General features: G+C 44.7%; 17 protein-coding genes. 14 read left to right on the top strand and 3 right to left on the bottom strand.

The features are described 5' to 3' along the window. Positions 1 to 183 precede the first annotated feature (183 nt). From NYE56_RS19185 to bacF, 7 genes are all read left to right on the top strand, one after another. On the top strand, positions 184 to 1,422 hold the full coding sequence (locus NYE56_RS19185) for an MFS transporter (RefSeq protein ID WP_122895621.1): 1,239 nt from the start codon (positions 184 to 186) through the stop codon (positions 1,420 to 1,422). A gap of 151 nt (positions 1,423 to 1,573) precedes the next feature. Then, positions 1,574 to 2,188 (top strand): prephenate decarboxylase, encoded by a 615-nt coding sequence (gene bacA / locus NYE56_RS19180; RefSeq protein WP_009968341.1) that lies wholly within the window; start codon positions 1,574 to 1,576, stop codon positions 2,186 to 2,188. After that, positions 2,178 to 2,885, top strand: a complete 708-nt coding sequence (gene bacB, locus NYE56_RS19175; protein WP_341284255.1) for a 3-((4R)-4-hydroxycyclohexa-1,5-dien-1-yl)-2-oxopropanoate isomerase — start codon at positions 2,178 to 2,180, stop codon at positions 2,883 to 2,885. Before bacA ends, bacB begins: the two co-directional genes overlap by 11 nt. Positions 2,886 to 2,887: 2 nt before the next feature. Continuing rightward, entirely contained in the window at positions 2,888 to 3,649 is a 762-nt protein-coding gene (gene bacC / locus NYE56_RS19170; RefSeq protein ID WP_341284254.1) for a dihydroanticapsin 7-dehydrogenase, read from the top strand. 18 nt (positions 3,650 to 3,667) lie between these two features. After that, positions 3,668 to 5,086, top strand: a complete 1,419-nt coding sequence (gene bacD, locus NYE56_RS19165; RefSeq protein WP_003242921.1) for an alanine--anticapsin ligase — start codon at positions 3,668 to 3,670, stop codon at positions 5,084 to 5,086. Next, positions 5,083 to 6,267, top strand: coding sequence for a bacilysin exporter BacE (gene bacE / locus NYE56_RS19160; RefSeq protein WP_341284253.1), 1,185 nt, complete (start codon positions 5,083 to 5,085; stop codon positions 6,265 to 6,267). The genes bacD and bacE overlap by 4 nt, the downstream gene beginning before the upstream one ends. Next, on the top strand, positions 6,268 to 7,467 hold the full coding sequence (bacF, locus tag NYE56_RS19155) for a transaminase BacF (RefSeq protein ID WP_341284252.1): 1,200 nt from the start codon (positions 6,268 to 6,270) through the stop codon (positions 7,465 to 7,467). It begins immediately after the preceding gene. Between the two features lie 15 nt (positions 7,468 to 7,482). Here bacF and bacG read toward each other — a convergent pair whose 3' ends face one another. Together bacG and hemQ are read right to left on the bottom strand one after the other, a co-directional pair. Next, positions 7,483 to 8,262, bottom strand: a complete 780-nt coding sequence (gene bacG / locus NYE56_RS19150) for an NADPH-dependent reductase BacG (RefSeq protein ID WP_268555973.1) — start codon at positions 8,260 to 8,262, stop codon at positions 7,483 to 7,485. 132 nt (positions 8,263 to 8,394) lie between these two features. Continuing rightward, positions 8,395 to 9,159, bottom strand: coding sequence for a hydrogen peroxide-dependent heme synthase (hemQ, locus tag NYE56_RS19145; RefSeq protein WP_003242896.1), 765 nt, complete (start codon positions 9,157 to 9,159; stop codon positions 8,395 to 8,397). Between the two features lie 270 nt (positions 9,160 to 9,429). Here hemQ and pta point away from each other — a divergent pair, with 270 nt between their 5' ends. From pta to NYE56_RS19125, 4 genes are all read left to right on the top strand, one after another. Continuing rightward, positions 9,430 to 10,401, top strand: coding sequence for a phosphate acetyltransferase (gene pta / locus NYE56_RS19140; RefSeq protein WP_003235941.1), 972 nt, complete (start codon positions 9,430 to 9,432; stop codon positions 10,399 to 10,401). A gap of 145 nt (positions 10,402 to 10,546) precedes the next feature. Beyond that, positions 10,547 to 11,446 carry a cysJI operon transcriptional regulator CysL gene (gene cysL / locus NYE56_RS19135; protein WP_014481233.1) on the top strand — a complete coding sequence of 300 codons (900 nt, stop codon included), beginning with the start codon at positions 10,547 to 10,549 and terminating at the stop codon, positions 11,444 to 11,446. Positions 11,447 to 11,494: 48 nt separating this feature from the next. Next, positions 11,495 to 12,340, top strand: coding sequence for an octanoyl-[GcvH]:protein N-octanoyltransferase (gene ywfL / locus NYE56_RS19130; protein ID WP_014478310.1), 846 nt, complete (start codon positions 11,495 to 11,497; stop codon positions 12,338 to 12,340). Between the two features lie 167 nt (positions 12,341 to 12,507). After that, positions 12,508 to 13,398, top strand: a complete 891-nt coding sequence (locus tag NYE56_RS19125) for a carboxylate/amino acid/amine transporter (protein WP_341284251.1) — start codon at positions 12,508 to 12,510, stop codon at positions 13,396 to 13,398. 143 nt (positions 13,399 to 13,541) lie between these two features. On the opposite strand, the gene rsfA is transcribed toward NYE56_RS19125, so the two are convergent. Continuing rightward, positions 13,542 to 14,318 (bottom strand): prespore-specific transcription regulator RsfA, encoded by a 777-nt coding sequence (gene rsfA, locus NYE56_RS19120; RefSeq protein WP_123374207.1) that lies wholly within the window; start codon positions 14,316 to 14,318, stop codon positions 13,542 to 13,544. Positions 14,319 to 14,532: 214 nt separating this feature from the next. Here rsfA and NYE56_RS19115 point away from each other — a divergent pair, with 214 nt between their 5' ends. The 3 genes from NYE56_RS19115 to NYE56_RS19105 all read left to right on the top strand — a co-directional run bounded on the left by NYE56_RS19115 (position 14,533) and on the right by NYE56_RS19105 (position 16,756). Further along, positions 14,533 to 14,757 carry a DUF1450 domain-containing protein gene (locus NYE56_RS19115; protein WP_003222050.1) on the top strand — a complete coding sequence of 75 codons (225 nt, stop codon included), beginning with the start codon at positions 14,533 to 14,535 and terminating at the stop codon, positions 14,755 to 14,757. Between the two features lie 161 nt (positions 14,758 to 14,918). After that, entirely contained in the window at positions 14,919 to 16,220 is a 1,302-nt protein-coding gene (locus NYE56_RS19110) for an HD domain-containing protein (protein ID WP_003243873.1), read from the top strand. A gap of 35 nt (positions 16,221 to 16,255) precedes the next feature. Further along, on the top strand, positions 16,256 to 16,756 hold the full coding sequence (locus tag NYE56_RS19105; RefSeq protein ID WP_003227524.1) for a YwgA family protein: 501 nt from the start codon (positions 16,256 to 16,258) through the stop codon (positions 16,754 to 16,756). Positions 16,757 to 16,846 lie beyond the last annotated feature (90 nt).

Here is a 16,846-nt window from a genome sequence, read left to right as displayed (position 1 = left end):
CTTTTTTTACGCGTTACATCCTCATGTATTTTTAGAATGGAATACAGAAATATATAATGGGATTTAAATGAAAATAATAAAACTTATAAATATTTCGTTCGAATTGTAAATAGTGAAAAAACAATGCTAAACTATAATACAACTTTATGATAAGAAGATTATGGAAGAGGTGTTTGAGAAAGAATGAACAGCAATCAAAACAATGACATCAAAACAAAACATCATTTTCCGTTATTGTTGGCACTGGCTTTAACGATGGGGGTATTTGCAGCCGGATCTGAAGAGCTTGTGATCTCACCGCTGCTGCCGGATTTAGCAAAAGCCTTCAGTTCAGATGTCAGCGTCCTTGCGTTATCTATCAGTATTTACGGCATTATGATTTTTATCGGTGCGCCGCTTTTGGTTCCATTAGGCGATAAATACTCCAGAGAACTGAGCTTATTGGCCGGGCTTATGATCTTTATCATAGGAACGGTGATATGCGCTTTGGCTCAAAATATTTTTTTCTTCTTTTTAGGCCGGGCGCTTTCGGGATTGGCTGCGGGAGCGTTTGTTCCGACCGCTTACGCAGTTGTCGGTGATCGTGTTCCTTATACATACCGGGGCAAGGTGATGGGACTGATCGTTTCAAGCTGGTCGCTGGCGCTGATTTTCGGAGTGCCGCTCGGATCATTTATCGGCGGCGTCCTGCATTGGAGATGGACGTTTTGGATTTTCGCCCTGATGGGTGTTTTAGTTGTCCTGCTGATTCTCCTTGAAATGCGCCGCCATGCCCAACATAAAAACAGCGGCAAGGAAGAAATAGAAGAGCCGGCAGGAACATTCCGGGATGCGCTGAAAGTTCCTCGTGTACCTGTTTATATCACGATAACCTTTTGTAATATGATTGGTTTTTACGGTATGTATTCCTTTTTAGGCACCTATCTTCAGGACGTTTTTACCGGAGGAAACACGGCTGCGGGCTTATTTATCATGATTTATGGAATCGGGTTTTCCATGAGTGTGATTACAGGAAAGATAGCCGACCGCATCGGAAAAATGCGCTCCCTTTTGATTGCGTTGGGGGTCATCAGCGTACTGCTGGCGTGTTTACCATATGCGCCGGCGTCAATGTTTCTGTTAATCGCCAGCCTATTTATTTGGGGATTAATGCAAAGTTTGACGGTGACGCTGCTCAGCACCATTTTGAGTGACTGCTCAGAGCGTCATCGCGGAAAAGTCATGGTGTTTTACAGCCTCGCCTCGAATCTGGCCGTGACATTAGGTTCTGCTTTAATGGGACCCGTATATGTAGCATACGGCTATGCAGCTGTCGGATTGATTTGCGCCGCCATCACAGTCCTCGGATTTGTGCTCAGTGTATTCGCATATAAAAAGTACGGCAAACTTGAGCAGAAGGCCGATCAGTCCTTATCTCAATAAACAAAGTTTCTAAATTCCTATAATTAAAAACCCTTTTTAAAGGGTTTTTTTGTTTGTATGGGAATAATTATCAATATTTTCAAAAAACATTGACAGTTCAATTTCCGCTGGATAAAATTTACTTAAAATTTTAAAAGATTGGTTGGTGCTCATGATTATATTGGATAATAGCATTCAGACAAAAAAAAGAACTGATTCACTATCCAAACTTATTACAGTCAACACGCTCGGCCCTGAGGGGACAAGCAGTGAGTACGCAGCAAAGCATTTCATTTCCAATTTTACTCTTCTACAAGGGCTGAACAGTAAATTGTCCTTGCATGATACTTTTGAATCATGCATCGAAAGGACGCTCCAAAGCCCACTGGAATATACCATCGTCCCACATGCTTACGATGGCATTAAGCATTTCTACATGAGGCCGGATTTGCAGCTATTGCAGATCTTCAGGTGCGACACACCGATGTACGGCCTGGCTGTTCGTCCTGATTTTGAATTCAGAGACGATATGCTTGATACATCTGTTATTGTTTCACATCCTTCACCTATTAATTTAATAAAATATTTTACCCGCAAAGATGTTCGTTTCAAACTAGTCAATTCAACCAGTCAAGCCGCAAGAAAAGTAAAAGAAGGTTTGTATGACATTGCCTTAACCAATGAGCTTGCACGGCAAAAGTACGGGCTAACCTTTGTAAAAACATTCAAAAGCATTCCAATGAGCTGGTCATTATTTGGAAAAGGAGACGTTGATGATGAAAACTAAAGAAGATATGCAGGAGCTTTATTTCCCGACACCGAAATTAATTGAATGGGAAAACGGAGTGAGGCAGTATTCAACCGTACGAGGGGATACTGAAGTATTAATGTCTTACGTCCCGCCGCATACCAATGTTGAACCCCATCAGCATAAGGAGGTCCAAATCGGCATGGTCGTTTCTGGCGAGCTGATGATGACTGTCGGAGATGTGACAAGAAAAATGACAGCCTTGGAATCTGCCTATATCGCGCCGCCGCATGTGCCTCACGGGGCAAGAAACGACACAGACCAAGAAGTGATTGCTATTGATATCAAGCGGCTGAAAGCTGATGAAACATATACAAGTCCTGAGGACTACTTTTTGGATATTTTCAAAACAAGAGACCTGCTGCCAGGCATGGAAGTCACGTTCTTTGTTGAGGATTGGGTAGAAATTATGCTTGCCAAAATCCCTGGAAATGGCGGAGAAATGCCTTTCCATAAACATCGGAATGAACAAATCGGCATCTGCATCGGCGGCGGCTATGACATGACGGTCGAAGGCTGCACAGTCGAGATGAAATTCGGCACAGCCTATTTCTGTGAGCCTCGTGAAGAGCACGGTGCCATCAACCGTTCGGAAAAAGAATCAAAATCGATTAATATCTTCTTCCCGCCGCGCTACAACAGAGCAAAAGCAAAAAAAATGAAGGCGGATGAATGATCATGAACCTCACCGATAAAACCGTCCTCATAACAGGAGGCGCATCAGGCATTGGTTATGCTGCGGTTCAGGCTTTTTTGGCCCAGCAGGCCAATGTGGTTGTGGCGGATATTGACGAAGCGCAGGGAGAAGCAATGGTACGAAAAGAAAATAATGACAGGCTGCACTTTGTGCAAACGGACATCACAGACGAAGCTGCCTGCCAGCACGCAGTTGAATTGGCGGTTCATACATTTGGCGGACTCGATGTCTTGATTAATAATGCAGGCATCGAAATCGTGGCGCCCATTCACGAGATGGAGCTCAGCGATTGGAACAAGGTGCTGCAAGTCAATTTGACTGGCATGTTTTTAATGAGCAAACATGCACTCAAGCATATGCTGGCCGCCGGCAAGGGCAACATCATTAATACGTGCTCTGTCGGCGGACTCGTGGCATGGCCTGATATTCCTGCCTATAACGCCAGCAAAGGCGGGGTTTTGCAGCTGACTAAATCAATGGCCGTTGATTATGCGAAGCATCACATTCGCGTGAACTGCGTATGCCCGGGGATCATCGACACACCGCTGAATGAAAAATCATTCCTTGAAAATAACGAAGGCACACTTGAAGAGATCAAAAAAGAAAAAGCGAAGGTAAATCCGCTGCTGAGGCTTGGGAAACCTGAAGAAATCGCAAACGTAATGCTGTTTTTAGCCTCGGATTTATCAAGCTATATGACCGGAAGCGCCATCACCGCAGACGGAGGATACACCGCACAATAGAGAAGGAGTGTTTTACATATGGAGAGAAAAACAGTATTGGTCATCGCTGATCTTGGAGGCTGCCCGCCGCACATGTTTTATAAAAGCGCTGCTGAAAAATATAACCTGGTCAGCTTTATTCCAAGACCTTTTGCAATTACAGCCTCCCATGCAGCATTGATTGAAAAATACTCGGTCGCGGTCATAAAAGATAAAGACTATTTTAAGAGTTTAGCTGATTTTGAGCATCCTGATTCCATTTATTGGGCGCATGAGGATCATAACAAGCCTGAGGAAGAGGTCGTCGAGCAAATCGTCAAGGTTGCCGAAATGTTTGGGGCGGATGCCATCACAACAAACAATGAATTATTCATTGCTCCGATGGCGAAAGCCTGTGAACGTCTGGGCTTGAGAGGTGCCGGCGTGCAGGCAGCCGAAAATGCCAGAGATAAAAATAAAATGAGGGACGCTTTTAATAAGGCCGGAGTCAAATCGATCAAAAACAAACGAGTCACAACTCTCGAAGATTTCCGTGCTGCTCTTGAAGAGATCGGCACACCTCTTATCTTAAAGCCTACATACTTAGCGAGTTCAATCGGTGTAACGCTGATTACGGACACTGAGACGGCAGAAGATGAATTTAACAGAGTCAATGACTATCTGAAATCAATTAACGTGCCAAAGGCGGTTACGTTTGAAGCGCCGTTTATCGCTGAAGAATTTTTACAGGGTGAGTACGGAGACTGGTATCAAACAGAAGGGTACTCCGACTATATCAGTATAGAAGGCATCATGGCTGACGGTGAGTATTTCCCGATCGCCATTCATGATAAAACGCCGCAAATCGGGTTTACAGAGACATCCCACATTACGCCGTCCATTCTGGATGAAGAGGCAAAAAAGAAAATTGTCGAAGCTGCCAAAAAGGCAAATGAAGGGCTTGGCCTGCAAAATTGCGCAACACATACAGAGATCAAGCTAATGAAAAACAGAGAACCGGGTTTAATTGAATCGGCAGCCAGATTTGCCGGCTGGAATATGATCCCTAACATTAAAAAGGTTTTCGGCCTTGATATGGCGCAATTATTATTAGATGTCCTCTGTTTCGGAAAAGACGCCGATCTGCCGGACGGATTATTGGATCAAGAGCCTTATTATGTTGCCGACTGCCATTTGTACCCGCAGCATTTCAAACAAAATGGCCAGATTCCTGAAACTGCTGAGGATTTGGTCATTGAAGCGATCGATATTCCGGACGGGCTTTTAAAAGGGGATACTGAAATCGTTTCTTTTTCGGCCGCAGCACCAGGCACTTCAGTTGATTTGACATTGTTTGAAGCTTTCAATTCCATTGCTGCATTTGAACTGAAAGGCAGTAATTCACAGGATGTGGCTGAATCAATCAGACAAATTCAGCAGCATGCAAAGCTGACGGCAAAGTATGTGCTGCCAGTATGAAACAGCTGAAACCCAACTCTAAATACTTGCTTTACGGGCAGGCGCTATCGTTCATGGGAGACTATTGTGTTCTCCCTGCCCTGCTCATTTTGTCTACATATTATCACGATTATTGGGTGACGTCCGGGGTCATCGTGGTCAGAAGCATTCCGATGGTGTTTCAGCCGTTTTTGGGGGTTCTGGTCGACCGGTTAGACAGAATTAAGATCATGCTGTGGACGGATATCATCAGAGGCATCATCTTTTTGGGGCTCACATTTCTTCCAAAAGGCGAGTATCCGCTGATTTTTCTGGCCCTGCTGTTTATTTCTTATGGAAGCGGCGTGTTTTTTAATCCCGCCCGTCTCGCTGTCATGTCGTCCTTGGAATCAGATATTAAAAGCATCAACACGTTATTTGCAAAAGCGACAACCATCTCCATTATCGTCGGGGCGGCTGCCGGAGGGCTCTTTCTGTTAGGGGGATCTGTAGAGCTGGCTGTTGCCTTTAACGGTGTGACATACCTGGTTTCGGCATTTTTTATCAGCCGTATCAAGCTGCAATTTGTGCCGATTCAATCTGAAAACATTAAAGAGGCCTTTCAGTCTTTTAAGGAAGGACTCAAGGAAATCAAAACCAATGCATTGGTATTAAACGCCATGTTTACGATGATTACAATGGCTTTGCTGTGGGGAGTTGTGTACAGCTATTTTCCGATTGTCAGCCGCTTTTTGGGTGACGGGGAAATCGGCAACTTTATTCTCACATTCTGCATCGGTTTCGGCGGCTTTATCGGAGCGGCGCTTGTCGGCAAATGGGGATTTAACAATAATAGAGGCCTGACGTACTTTACCGTTTTATCCATTGTCTCGCTGGCGCTGTTTTTATTCACGCCGATTTTCGCTGTTTCTGTCATCGCGGCGATCCTCTTTTTCATCGCGATGGAATACGGGGAAGTGCTTGCAAAAGTGAAGGTTCAGGAAAATGCGGCAAACCAGATTCAAGGGCGCATTTTTTCAGTGGCTGAAGCGTCTATCGGATTATGCATTTCTATTGGTTCAATGTTCATTAACATCCTAAGCGCTCCGGTCATTATGGGGCTGATTGTCGTGATCGTATGCGGTTTGTTTCTGCATACGAAGCTCGTCAACAAATCGTTTTTGGAACGGGATAACAAAACGGAGCAAAAAGGAGTCTTTTAGATGGAAATAACACCGTCCGATGTCATCAAGACACTTCCAAGGCAGGAGTTTTCTCTCGTTTTTCAAAAGGTAAAGGAATTGGAAAAAACGGGGGCCCATATCATTAATCTCGGACAGGGGAACCCTGACCTTCCCACTCCGCCGCATATTGTGGAGGCTTTGCGGGAGGCGTCCTTGAATCCTTCGTTTCATGGATACGGCCCTTTCAGGGGCTATCCTTTTTTAAAGGAAGCGATCGCTGCTTTCTATAAAAGAGAATACGGCGTGACAATCAATCCTGAAACGGAGGTCGCGCTTTTCGGAGGCGGGAAAGCCGGTTTGTATGTGCTGACACAATGCCTGCTCAATCCCGGAGACATCGCTTTAGTCCCGAATCCAGGCTACCCTGAATATTTATCAGGGATTACGATGGCGCGAGCTGAGCTTTACGAAATGCCGCTGTATGAAGAAAATGGCTATCTGCCGGATTTTGAAAAGATTGATCCAGCCGTGCTGGAAAAAGCGAAGCTTATGTTTTTAAACTATCCGAACAACCCCACTGGAGCTGTGGCTGATGCGGCTTTTTATGCAAGAGCTGCTGCTTTTGCAAAAGAGCATAACATCCATTTGATTCATGATTTTGCATACGGAGCGTTTGAATTCGATCAAAAACCGGCCAGCTTTCTTGAGGCAGAGGATGCCAAAACTGTCGGAGCAGAGCTTTATTCATTTTCAAAAACATTTAACATGGCCGGCTGGAGAATGGCGTTTGCGGTTGGGAACGAAAAGATCATTCAGGCCGTCAATGAATTTCAGGATCATGTATTTGTCGGCATGTTCGGCGGGCTGCAGCAGGCAGCGAGTGCGGCGCTTTCTGGAGATCCGGAGCATACGGAATCGTTGAAACGAATTTATAAGGAACGAATTGACTTTTTTACGGCGCTTTGTGAAAAGGAACTGGGCTGGAAGATGGAAAAGCCAAAAGGAACCTTTTACGTATGGGCTGAAATTCCGAATACGTTTGAGACATCTCACCAATTTTCCGATTACTTGCTGGAGCATGCCCATGTCGTCGTCACACCGGGCGAAATTTTCGGAAGCAACGGAAAAAGACATGTCAGAATATCAATGGTGTCGAAGCAGGAGGATCTGATGGAATTTGTCATGCGGATTCAAAAGCTGAACCTGTCGTTCGGGTCATTACAAGAAACATCCCGCTAAAAAGCGGGATGTTTTTTATATGCTTTTCATGCTGCCGCCATCAGCGGAAATTTGCTGTCCCGTGATGTAGGAGGCTCCCTCAGAGGCAAGAAACGCGGCGAGCGCTGCGGTTTCTTCGGCTGATCCGACCCGTTTCATCGGAATCCCGGAAGCAATCTGTTCCTCTGCTTTCTGTTTGGATATGCTGTTCTTTTTCATCACATTTTCCACAAATTGATGATAACGGTCTGTAGCGATAAAACCAGGATTCAGACAGTTGACAGTAATGTTGTGAGGAGCAAGCTGGATGGAAATATTTTTACTGGCGTTAATTAAAGCGGCATTCATCATACTGTTTGTGAACATGTTGGCGCCGGGTTCTTTCCACAGATTTCCGACAATGTTGATGATTCTGCCAAACTCGTTTTGTTTCATCAGTGAGGAAGCACGCTTGATAGCGTCAATATAGGCAACGGTCTTTTGAGTGAACGTGGCCGTCATATCGTCTATATTGCAGTTATCAAATGTATCAGGCGCGCCGCCCGGGATATTATTAATCAGAACATCAAGCCGTCCGCATTGAGATTCGATTTCCTGAAAAATGGCCGCTCTCGTTTGCTGGTCAGACATATCGCCCGCAAGGACAATGACGCTCGCCTCAGGATGCTTGGCCAAAATGTCTTCTTTGACAGATTCAATATTATCCAAACTTCGCGAATTAATGACGAGGGAAAAATGCTGGTCTGCTAATTTCAAAGCGATTGCTTTCCCGATCCCTTGACTGGCTCCCATAACAAATGCGGTTCGTTTTGACAAATAACTGCACCCCTTTGAAAAAATTGGATTATTATCTACATCGTAAGAAAAAACGAAGAAAATAGCAAATTTTATTTAAATTCTGATAAAGGAGGATTGAAAAACTCCCGCCGGATAGGACGGGAGGGGATATTATACATATAGGAATTGAGGAAGTGTATCAAGCGAAAGGTGATTGCCGACAAAGAATGAACCAAATTCGCCATAGCGAGCGCTGACTTCGTCAAAACGCATTTCGTACACTAGCTTCTTGAATTGAAGGACATCATCGCTGAATAATGTAACGCCCCACTCGTAATCGTCAAAGCCGACAGAGCCGGTGATGATCTGTTTGACTTTGCCCGCATAGCTGCGGCCGATTAAACCGTGGCTTCTCATCAAGTTTCTGCGTTCCTCCATTGAAAGCATATACCAGTTGTCGTTGCCGGATCTTCTTTTATCCATTGGATAGAAGCATACATATTTTGATTCCGGCAGTTCAGGGTAAAGGCGAGCGCGCACATGCGGATTTTCATAAGGATCGCCGTCACCGCTTGCCAAGTAGTTGCTCAGCTCTACCACTGATACGTAGGAGTATGCCGGAATGGTGAACTCAGCAAGTCTTGATTTGTTGAATTCAAGCTCAATTTGATTTAATTCTTCCATTGTAGGACGAAGGATCATCAGCATAAAATCAGCTTTTTGGCCGACGATGCTGTAAAGAGTTTGCGATCCTTTTCCTTCTTTTTGGGCTACGCCCCATTTTTCAAGCAACCCGGTGAATTCATGTATGATAGATTGGCGCTCATCACTGGACAGAAGCTTCCAGGAAGCCCAATCCATTGTGCGGAAATCATGAAGCGCATACCAGCCGTCAAGCGTTTTTGCCGCTTCATTCGTCATTTGCTGTTCACTCATTTATCTTCACTCCCATTATCTTTTCATGATTGCCTTCACTATACCATAGTTTATCCGATTCTACTGTGGAGAAACCTTGAACATCCCTTCCGTATAACTCCATCAAAAATAGAAGAACCTATAAGGGAAGATTGAGTCACTTAAATTAGTTAGAAAAATAAGATTTTTTTATGAAAGCGCTATAATGAAAGTTGGCTGTTTGAATTTGATTGGAAGAAGAGTATGCTAGTAAAAGAAAGCGTTTTTGTAACTTTTTGAGGAGGTTTTATTGTGGCAGATTTATTTTCAACAGTGCAAGAAAAAGTAGCTGGAAAAGACGTTAAAATTGTATTTCCTGAAGGCTTAGACGAGCGTATTTTAGAAGCGGTCAGCAAGCTTGCAGGAAACAAAGTGCTGAATCCGATTGTGATCGGCAATGAAAATGAGATCCAAGCAAAAGCAAAAGAATTGAACCTTACGCTGGACGGCGTTAAGATTTATGATCCTCATACATATGAAGGCATGGAAGACCTTGTACAAGCATTCGTAGAACGCCGTAAAGGCAAAGCGACAGAAGAACAGGCTCGTAAAGCGTTATTAGACGAGAACTACTTCGGTACAATGCTGGTGTATAAAGGCCTTGCAGACGGACTCGTAAGCGGAGCTGCTCACTCGACAGCTGACACTGTCCGCCCGGCTCTTCAAATCATCAAAACAAAAGAAGGCGTGAAAAAGACTTCAGGCGTGTTCATCATGGCTCGCGGAGAAGAGCAATACGTATTCGCAGATTGCGCGATTAACATTGCGCCTGACAGCCAAGACCTTGCCGAGATTGCGATCGAAAGTGCCAATACGGCAAAAATGTTCGACATTGAGCCTCGCGTGGCAATGCTCAGCTTCTCTACAAAAGGCTCAGCAAAATCTGATGAAACAGAAAAAGTAGCGGATGCAGTGAAAATCGCAAAAGAAAAAGCGCCTGAACTGACACTTGACGGCGAATTCCAATTTGATGCTGCATTTGTTCCATCTGTAGCTGAGAAAAAAGCGCCGGATTCCGAGATCAAAGGGGACGCTAACGTATTCGTATTCCCAAGCCTTGAAGCAGGAAACATCGGCTATAAAATCGCTCAGCGTTTGGGCAACTTTGAAGCGGTAGGACCAATCCTGCAAGGTTTAAATATGCCTGTAAACGACCTTTCAAGAGGATGTAACGCTGAAGATGTTTACAATCTCGCATTAATTACAGCGGCGCAAGCACTGTAATAAAATTGAAGACGATGGCAGCTCTCGACCGAGGGCTGCCTTTTTTGCGCTTCCGTATAGCCTTCTTTACCAAGACGGATGATATGAGTACAATAAAGAAAACTAATCATAACCATATATTTCATTAATGACAGGGGTGGGGTTTTTGTATTACGACGTGCTGAAAACGTTTATAGCGGTGGTAGAAGAAAAAAACTTCACAAAAGCGGCGGAAAAGCTGATGATCTCCCAGCCCAGCGTCAGTCTGCATATCAAAAATCTTGAGAAAGAATTTCAAACAGCTCTTCTGAACAGGTCGCCAAAACACTTTACGACAACGCCGACAGGAGACATTTTATATCAAAGAGCAAAGCAAATGGTGTTTCTCTACGAACAAGCCAAGGCTGAAATCTATGCGCATCATCACTATGTGAAGGGTGAATTGAAAATAGCTGCAAGCTTTACAATCGGTGAGTATATTCTTCCGCCGCTATTGGCCCAGCTGCAAAAGCTGTATCCAGAGCTGAATCTAGATGTCATGATTGGCAATACAGAGGAGGTCAGCGAGCGTGTGCGGATGCTTCAGGCTGATATCGGGCTGATTGAAGGACATACAAACGAGAATGAGCTGGAAATTGAACCGTTCATGGAGGATGAAATGTGCATTGCCGCTCCAAATCAGCATCCGCTCGCCGGGCGGAAAGAGATTTCGATCAGCGATTTGCAGAACGAAGCGTGGGTGACAAGAGAGAAAGGCTCCGGGACGAGAGAATATCTCGATCATGTACTCAGTTCAAATGGACTTCGGCCGAAATCAATGTTCACCATCAGCAGCAATCAAGGTGTAAAGGAAGCGGTGATTAACGGCATGGGACTTTCGGTTCTATCCAGAAGCGTACTGCATAAGGATTTGATCCACCGTGAAATCTCAATTCTGCATATTAAAGATTTCTCGTTAAAGCGCAAGCTGTCTTACATTCATTCTCCTCTCATGGAGAATACAAAAAATAAAGAAATTTTTATTACGATGCTGAAAAGCAATTATCAATCACAGCTGCTGAAATGATATAATAGTTTTCGTTCAATAAGCCTAACATGAAAGGGTTTTACATAGATGGCAAACCAACCGATTGATTTACTGATGCAGCCGAAATGGAGAGTCATTGACCAATCCAGTCTCGGCCCTTTATTTGATGCGAAGCAATCCTTCGCAATGGATGATACGCTGTGCATGTCCGTCGGAAAAGGCGTGTCGCCGGCGACAGCGCGCTCATGGGTGCACCACGATACAATTGTCCTTGGAATACAGGATACACGCCTCCCGTTTTTGCAGGATGGCATCTCCTTGCTGGAGAGTGAAGGATACCGTGTGATCGTACGCAATTCCGGCGGTCTTGCCGTCGTATTGGATGACGGTGTTTTAAATATCTCTCTCATATTCGAGGACGAAAAGAAAGGCATCGATATAGACAAAGGATATGAAGCGATGGTTGAGCTGATGAGACGAATGCTGAGACCGTACAATGCAAAGATCGAAGCCTATGAAATTGAAGGGTCTTATTGTCCCGGCAGCTATGACCTCAGTATAAATGGCAAAAAGTTCGCCGGCATCTCTCAGAGACGCGTTCGCGGCGGAGTCGCTGTTCAAATTTATCTCTGTGCGGATAAAAGCGGCAGTGAAAGGGCCGACTTGATCAGACGATTCTATCAAGCGGCGCTGAAAGACAAACAAAACGATAAAAAAGGCGTCTATCCGGAAATACGTCCGGAAACGATGGCGTCCTTAAGTGAGCTTCTGCAAAAAGACATCTCCGTACAAGACTTAATGTTCGCTTTATTGACGGAATTAAAAGCGTTAAGCACCCATCTTTATTCAGCTGGACTGTCCATTGATGAGGAAATGGAATTTGAGAAAAACCTCGCCCGGATGGCTGAGCGGAATGCAAAGGTATTTGGGTGAACGTTCTTCGCATGCCGGCTGTATATGCCGGCATGCATTTTTTATCTCAAGCGGCATTTTACCCCAATAATCTTATTTTCAGATAAATCCTTCTTACATACAGATAACCGTGACAAAAAGAAAAACGATAAAATGACATCAGCATCCATATTAAAGGGGAGAGGCAGATGAAAGGGAATATTTACAGCCTTTTTGTATTGATTGCGGCTTTTTTCTGGGGGACCACGGGAACCGTTCAGGCATTGGCTCCAGAAAGCGCCACACCGCTGGCATTTGGAGCGTTCAGGTTATTAATAGGAGGAAGCGCCATGCTACTTGCGGTTTGGATCAGCCGGGAGCTTCACGTGAAAAATTGGTCATGGCCGCTCGTATTTTTAGCCGCTGTTTGTATGGCGTGTTACCAGCCGCTGTTTTTCACAGCGGTTAAAGAAACGGGAATTGCAGTGGGAACTGTGATTGCCATCGGCAGTGCGCCTATCATTGCCGGGACCCTCGAATGGGCTGTATTGAAGAAACGCCCGCGAAACTCCTGGTGGATTGCGACTGTGCTGGCTTTAACGGGTTGCTGGCTTCTGTTTTCCGACAGTTCCAATGTTCGGATTGATGTGGCTGGTGTTCTTATGGCGCTTGGAGCGGGTGCTTCTTTTGCGGGCTATACGCTCATCAGTAAAGCGATGATGAAAACCCAGCCTCCTCGAGCGACCTCCGCCGTTGTATTCATGATCAGCGCCATCTTGCTGACGCCGCTATTATGGCAGTCAGATATCTCGTGGATATGGACCCCTAGAGGACTGGGAACAAGCCTTTACATCGGGTTAATTGCAACATGTGCCGCATACTTTTTGTTTGCGAAAGGGCTTACCGGGGTTCCGGCCTCGGCGGCGGTCACGATGTCTTTAGCTGAACCGCTGACGGCTTCATTGCTTGGCGTGTTTTTCATAGGGGAAATGCTTTCGCCTTCCTCGTGGCTGGGCATTGCGCTTATGATGCTGGGGCTTTTGGTCATTTCTGCTGCGCCTCGAAAACAAAAAACGGCCGAGGCAGCTCACATGTCTTAATAGATTCACATAAGCTTGGCCTCATTTTACAAGAATAGCTGGTCCGGCTGCAAAATGAGGAAATTCTCTTTTCTCAATAGAAAAGGGGATTTTGCACATGGCGAAAATCCCAAAACAGCTGCCCGTTTTGGGATTTTTCTATGTCATTCCGCTAATTTTTCTAAATTGCCGTTCCGGTCCATTTTGAAGGACGGAGAGGCATGTTCATCTTCTTCAAATAAAACTAGCTTTCTGGCTCTGTTCATAATTTTCACCAAGGTTTCATAATCTTCTTGGATCGTTTTTTGGTCTTTTTCAAGCTTTCGAACTTCTGCCTCTAGCTGCTCTGTTTTGTTTTGCAATTCCTGATTTTCTTTCTTTAAACGCTCGTTTTCCATTTTTAATGCTGATGATTGCTCGTTATTGCCTTCGTAATTCTGCAGGAAGCGGATCACATCATTCATCGTCATCTCAGGCGCAGCTGCAGGCGTTTGAGGAGACAATAAGTGTGATAGACTAGCTAACTCTTCCTTAAAGCTTTCATCAACAAAAGGCATATGTTCGCCAGACATTAAAGGTTGCTCATTTTCGACAGATGGTGTTTCCGTTTTAACCGGCTCTTCTGCAGCGGTTTCTTGAATGATTTCAGGATCAACGGCAGGAGGCTGATATAATAATCTTTTTTTCGCAGGCTGCCCGTTTCCGAGCGCTCTCATCCGCTGTTTTCGTTGTTTCTTCGCAAGCTGAAGCGCTTTTTCATATTGATGGCGGACCACTGCGTTCCATCTGAATCCGCAGGCTGCGGATGTCCGGTTTAATTTATCGCCGACTTCTTCAAAGGCGTTCAGCTGAGTGCTGCCCTCCCTCACATGCCGAAGCACTGTTTCGGCTAAAAGCAGATCGTTTTCCTCTGACCAAGCGTCTTGTCGCTGTTTTGTCATTTATCTCAACTCCCATTTTTCTTTTCATGGTATTAGAATGTCCAGGTTGGAAAATATTTATACAAATTGGCTGAAAGAATAGGAGATACGAAGGATGGAGCGGCTTGCAGGAACAGTCGAATCCTTGTAAAATGAAGAGTGATGTGATTTTTTTTGAAACGTGATTTTAGGTTATTCACATAGATGAACATAGAAATGAAGGGAAGCGTACGTCATGGCTAATGAATTTCGAGTGTGTGATGATTGCCAAGCCACTAATATCAAAACATTGCTGCCGCGTTTGAAAGAAGTGGACCCGGACGCAAAGGTTGAGGTAGGATGCCAATCTTATTGCGGGCCCGGACGGAAAAAATCATTTGCTTTTGTGAACAATCGCCCGCTGTCAGCTCCGACAGAGGATGAGCTGATTGACAAAGTAAAAAAGAAAATAAAAAAGTAAAAACATATTTTTTCTTAGCCTCGGCCCTCAGGTCAGGCTTTTTTGCTTCACAAGATGTGTTTTTCATGAAGATGGAACAAATCGCCGGGCAAATTCAAGGATGTTTTCAAAGAATAGAGTCGATATAATAGAAACACGGCTAAAAAAAAGAGGGAATGACGATGGCGTATCCAAATGGAAAATTATCAGAAGAAAAAGTGTTTAAAGATCCGGTGCACCGCTATGTTCATGTTCGGGACAAGCTGATATGGGATTTAATCGGAACCCGTGAATTTCAGCGTCTCCGCAGAATTAAGCAGCTCGGCACGACCTATTTGACGTTCCATGGGGCTGAGCACAGCCGGTTCAACCATTCTCTCGGTGTCTATGAAATTGTCAGAAGAATGGTTGATGACGTCTTTAAAGGCCGCCCTGAATGGGATGACAGTGAGCGCGAACTCTGTTTGGCCGCGGCGCTGCTTCATGACCTCGGGCACGGGCCGTTCTCGCATTCATTTGAAAAGGTCTTTCACCTTGACCACGAGGATTTTACAAGAGGTATCATTTTGGGAGACACGGAGGTTAATCAGGTGCTCAGAAAGGTGAGCCCGGGTTTCCCTCAGGATGTTGCTGAAGTCATTGCCAAAACATATAAAAACAAGCAAGTGGTCAGCCTGATTTCGAGTCAGATTGACGCAGACCGCATGGATTACCTCCAGCGCGACGCATATTATACGGGCGTCAGCTACGGCCATTTTGATATGGAGCGGATTCTTCGGGTGATGCGGCCGCGCGAGGATCAGATCGTCATTAAAGAAAGCGGAATGCACGCTGTCGAAGACTATATCATGAGCCGTTACCAAATGTACTGGCAGGTCTACTTCCATCCTGTGACCAGAAGTGCAGAGGTCATTTTAACGAAGATTCTTCACAGGGCGAAGCAGCTGCACGATGAAGGCTATGTCTTCACTCACGCTCCGGTTCATTTCTATTCTATTTTTGAAGGGAAATTGACACTGGAGGATTATGTAAAGCTGGATGAATCTATTATTTTGTATTACTTCCAGGCCTGGGAGGATGAAGAAGACGCGATTTTATCCGACTTGTGCCGCAGATTCATTAACCGCCAGCTTTTCCAATACGTTGAATTCAATCCGAATGAAGAAATGTCGGCTTATTTTGAGCTGACTTCATTGTTCAAAGAGGCGGGGATCGATCCGAGCTATTATTTGGTCGTTGATTCTTCATCAGATCTGCCATACGATTTTTACCGACCGGGAGAGGAAGAGGAGCGTCTGCCGATCCATCTCTTGACGCAAAACGGCCAAATTAAAGAGCTGTCCAGGCAGTCGGCTATTGTGGAATCCATCTCAGGTAAACGGCGGACGGACCACAAGCTGTACTATCCAAAGGACTTGATTTGTGACGGCACTAAACATCCGGAAGCGAAAATGAAAATCCGGCAGCTGCTGGGACTGACATAGAAATTGGAAAGAAGGAAAAAGGAGATGTCGGGAATTTGTTGAAAGAACATGCAAAACTGATGAAGGTGTTCTCGGATTCTGGAGAAATCATCGGGCGAAAGAAGCTGCAGAAAATGATTTATATCGCTAAGAAAATGCAGTTTCCTTTCTATGAGAAATATGATTTTCACTTTTACGGACCATATTCAGAGGAACTGACGCTCCAGATTGAAGAGCTGTGCAACCTTGGATTTCTGCATGAGGTGAAGGAAAAAAAAGGCGGCTACTTTCAATACCGGTATTCGCTGACTGAGACAGGCTCCGCATTTTTAGACCATGCTGATCTGGACATGCCGGATATGAAAGGCTATATCGACAGTGTAAACAGCCGTTCATCACGGTTTTTAGAGCTGGTTTCCACGATCCTTTACTTTGACGGGCTTGAGGATGAGGAAAAGAAAGAAAAAGTCTTTACCATCAAAAGCAAGCAAAAATATACAAATGAAGAATATGACGAAGCGCTTCAATACATAGAGGAACTGAAGCAGATTTGTTAACCATACCAAGCAAAAGAAATGAATCGTTTCTTTTGCTTTTTTTATTGACAAAAGCTGCTAAGAGATTCATTATGGATAATAGTTATCCAT

The sequence above is a fragment of the Bacillus sp. FSL R5-0603 genome (assembly GCF_038050295.1).
Lineage (GTDB): Bacteria > Bacillota > Bacilli > Bacillales > Bacillaceae > Bacillus > Bacillus subtilis.
Note: the sequence above shows the minus strand (reverse complement) of the source record. Positions and strands in the feature narration are given on the sequence as shown.

Bases quoted from the DNA above. Each gene is read 5' to 3' on its own strand.
- NYE56_RS19185 (WP_122895621.1), top strand. From the start codon at position 184: ATGAACAGCAATCAAAACAATGACATCAAAACAAAACATCATTTTCCG.
- NYE56_RS19110 (WP_003243873.1), top strand. From the start codon at position 14,919: ATGGCGTATCCAAATGGAAAATTATCAGAAGAAAAAGTGTTTAAAGAT.
- hemQ (WP_003242896.1), bottom strand. From the start codon at position 9,159: ATGAGTGAACAGCAAATGACGAATGAAGCGGCAAAAACGCTTGACGGC.
- bacE (WP_341284253.1), top strand. From the start codon at position 5,083: ATGAAACAGCTGAAACCCAACTCTAAATACTTGCTTTACGGGCAGGCG.
- bacB (WP_341284255.1), top strand. From the start codon at position 2,178: ATGAAAACTAAAGAAGATATGCAGGAGCTTTATTTCCCGACACCGAAA.
- rsfA (WP_123374207.1), bottom strand. From the start codon at position 14,318: ATGACAAAACAGCGACAAGACGCTTGGTCAGAGGAAAACGATCTGCTT.
- NYE56_RS19115 (WP_003222050.1), top strand. From the start codon at position 14,533: ATGGCTAATGAATTTCGAGTGTGTGATGATTGCCAAGCCACTAATATC.
- ywfL (WP_014478310.1), top strand. From the start codon at position 11,495: ATGGCAAACCAACCGATTGATTTACTGATGCAGCCGAAATGGAGAGTC.
- NYE56_RS19125 (WP_341284251.1), top strand. From the start codon at position 12,508: ATGAAAGGGAATATTTACAGCCTTTTTGTATTGATTGCGGCTTTTTTC.
- bacD (WP_003242921.1), top strand. From the start codon at position 3,668: ATGGAGAGAAAAACAGTATTGGTCATCGCTGATCTTGGAGGCTGCCCG.
- bacC (WP_341284254.1), top strand. From the start codon at position 2,888: ATGAACCTCACCGATAAAACCGTCCTCATAACAGGAGGCGCATCAGGC.
- bacF (WP_341284252.1), top strand. From the start codon at position 6,268: ATGGAAATAACACCGTCCGATGTCATCAAGACACTTCCAAGGCAGGAG.
- bacA (WP_009968341.1), top strand. From the start codon at position 1,574: ATGATTATATTGGATAATAGCATTCAGACAAAAAAAAGAACTGATTCA.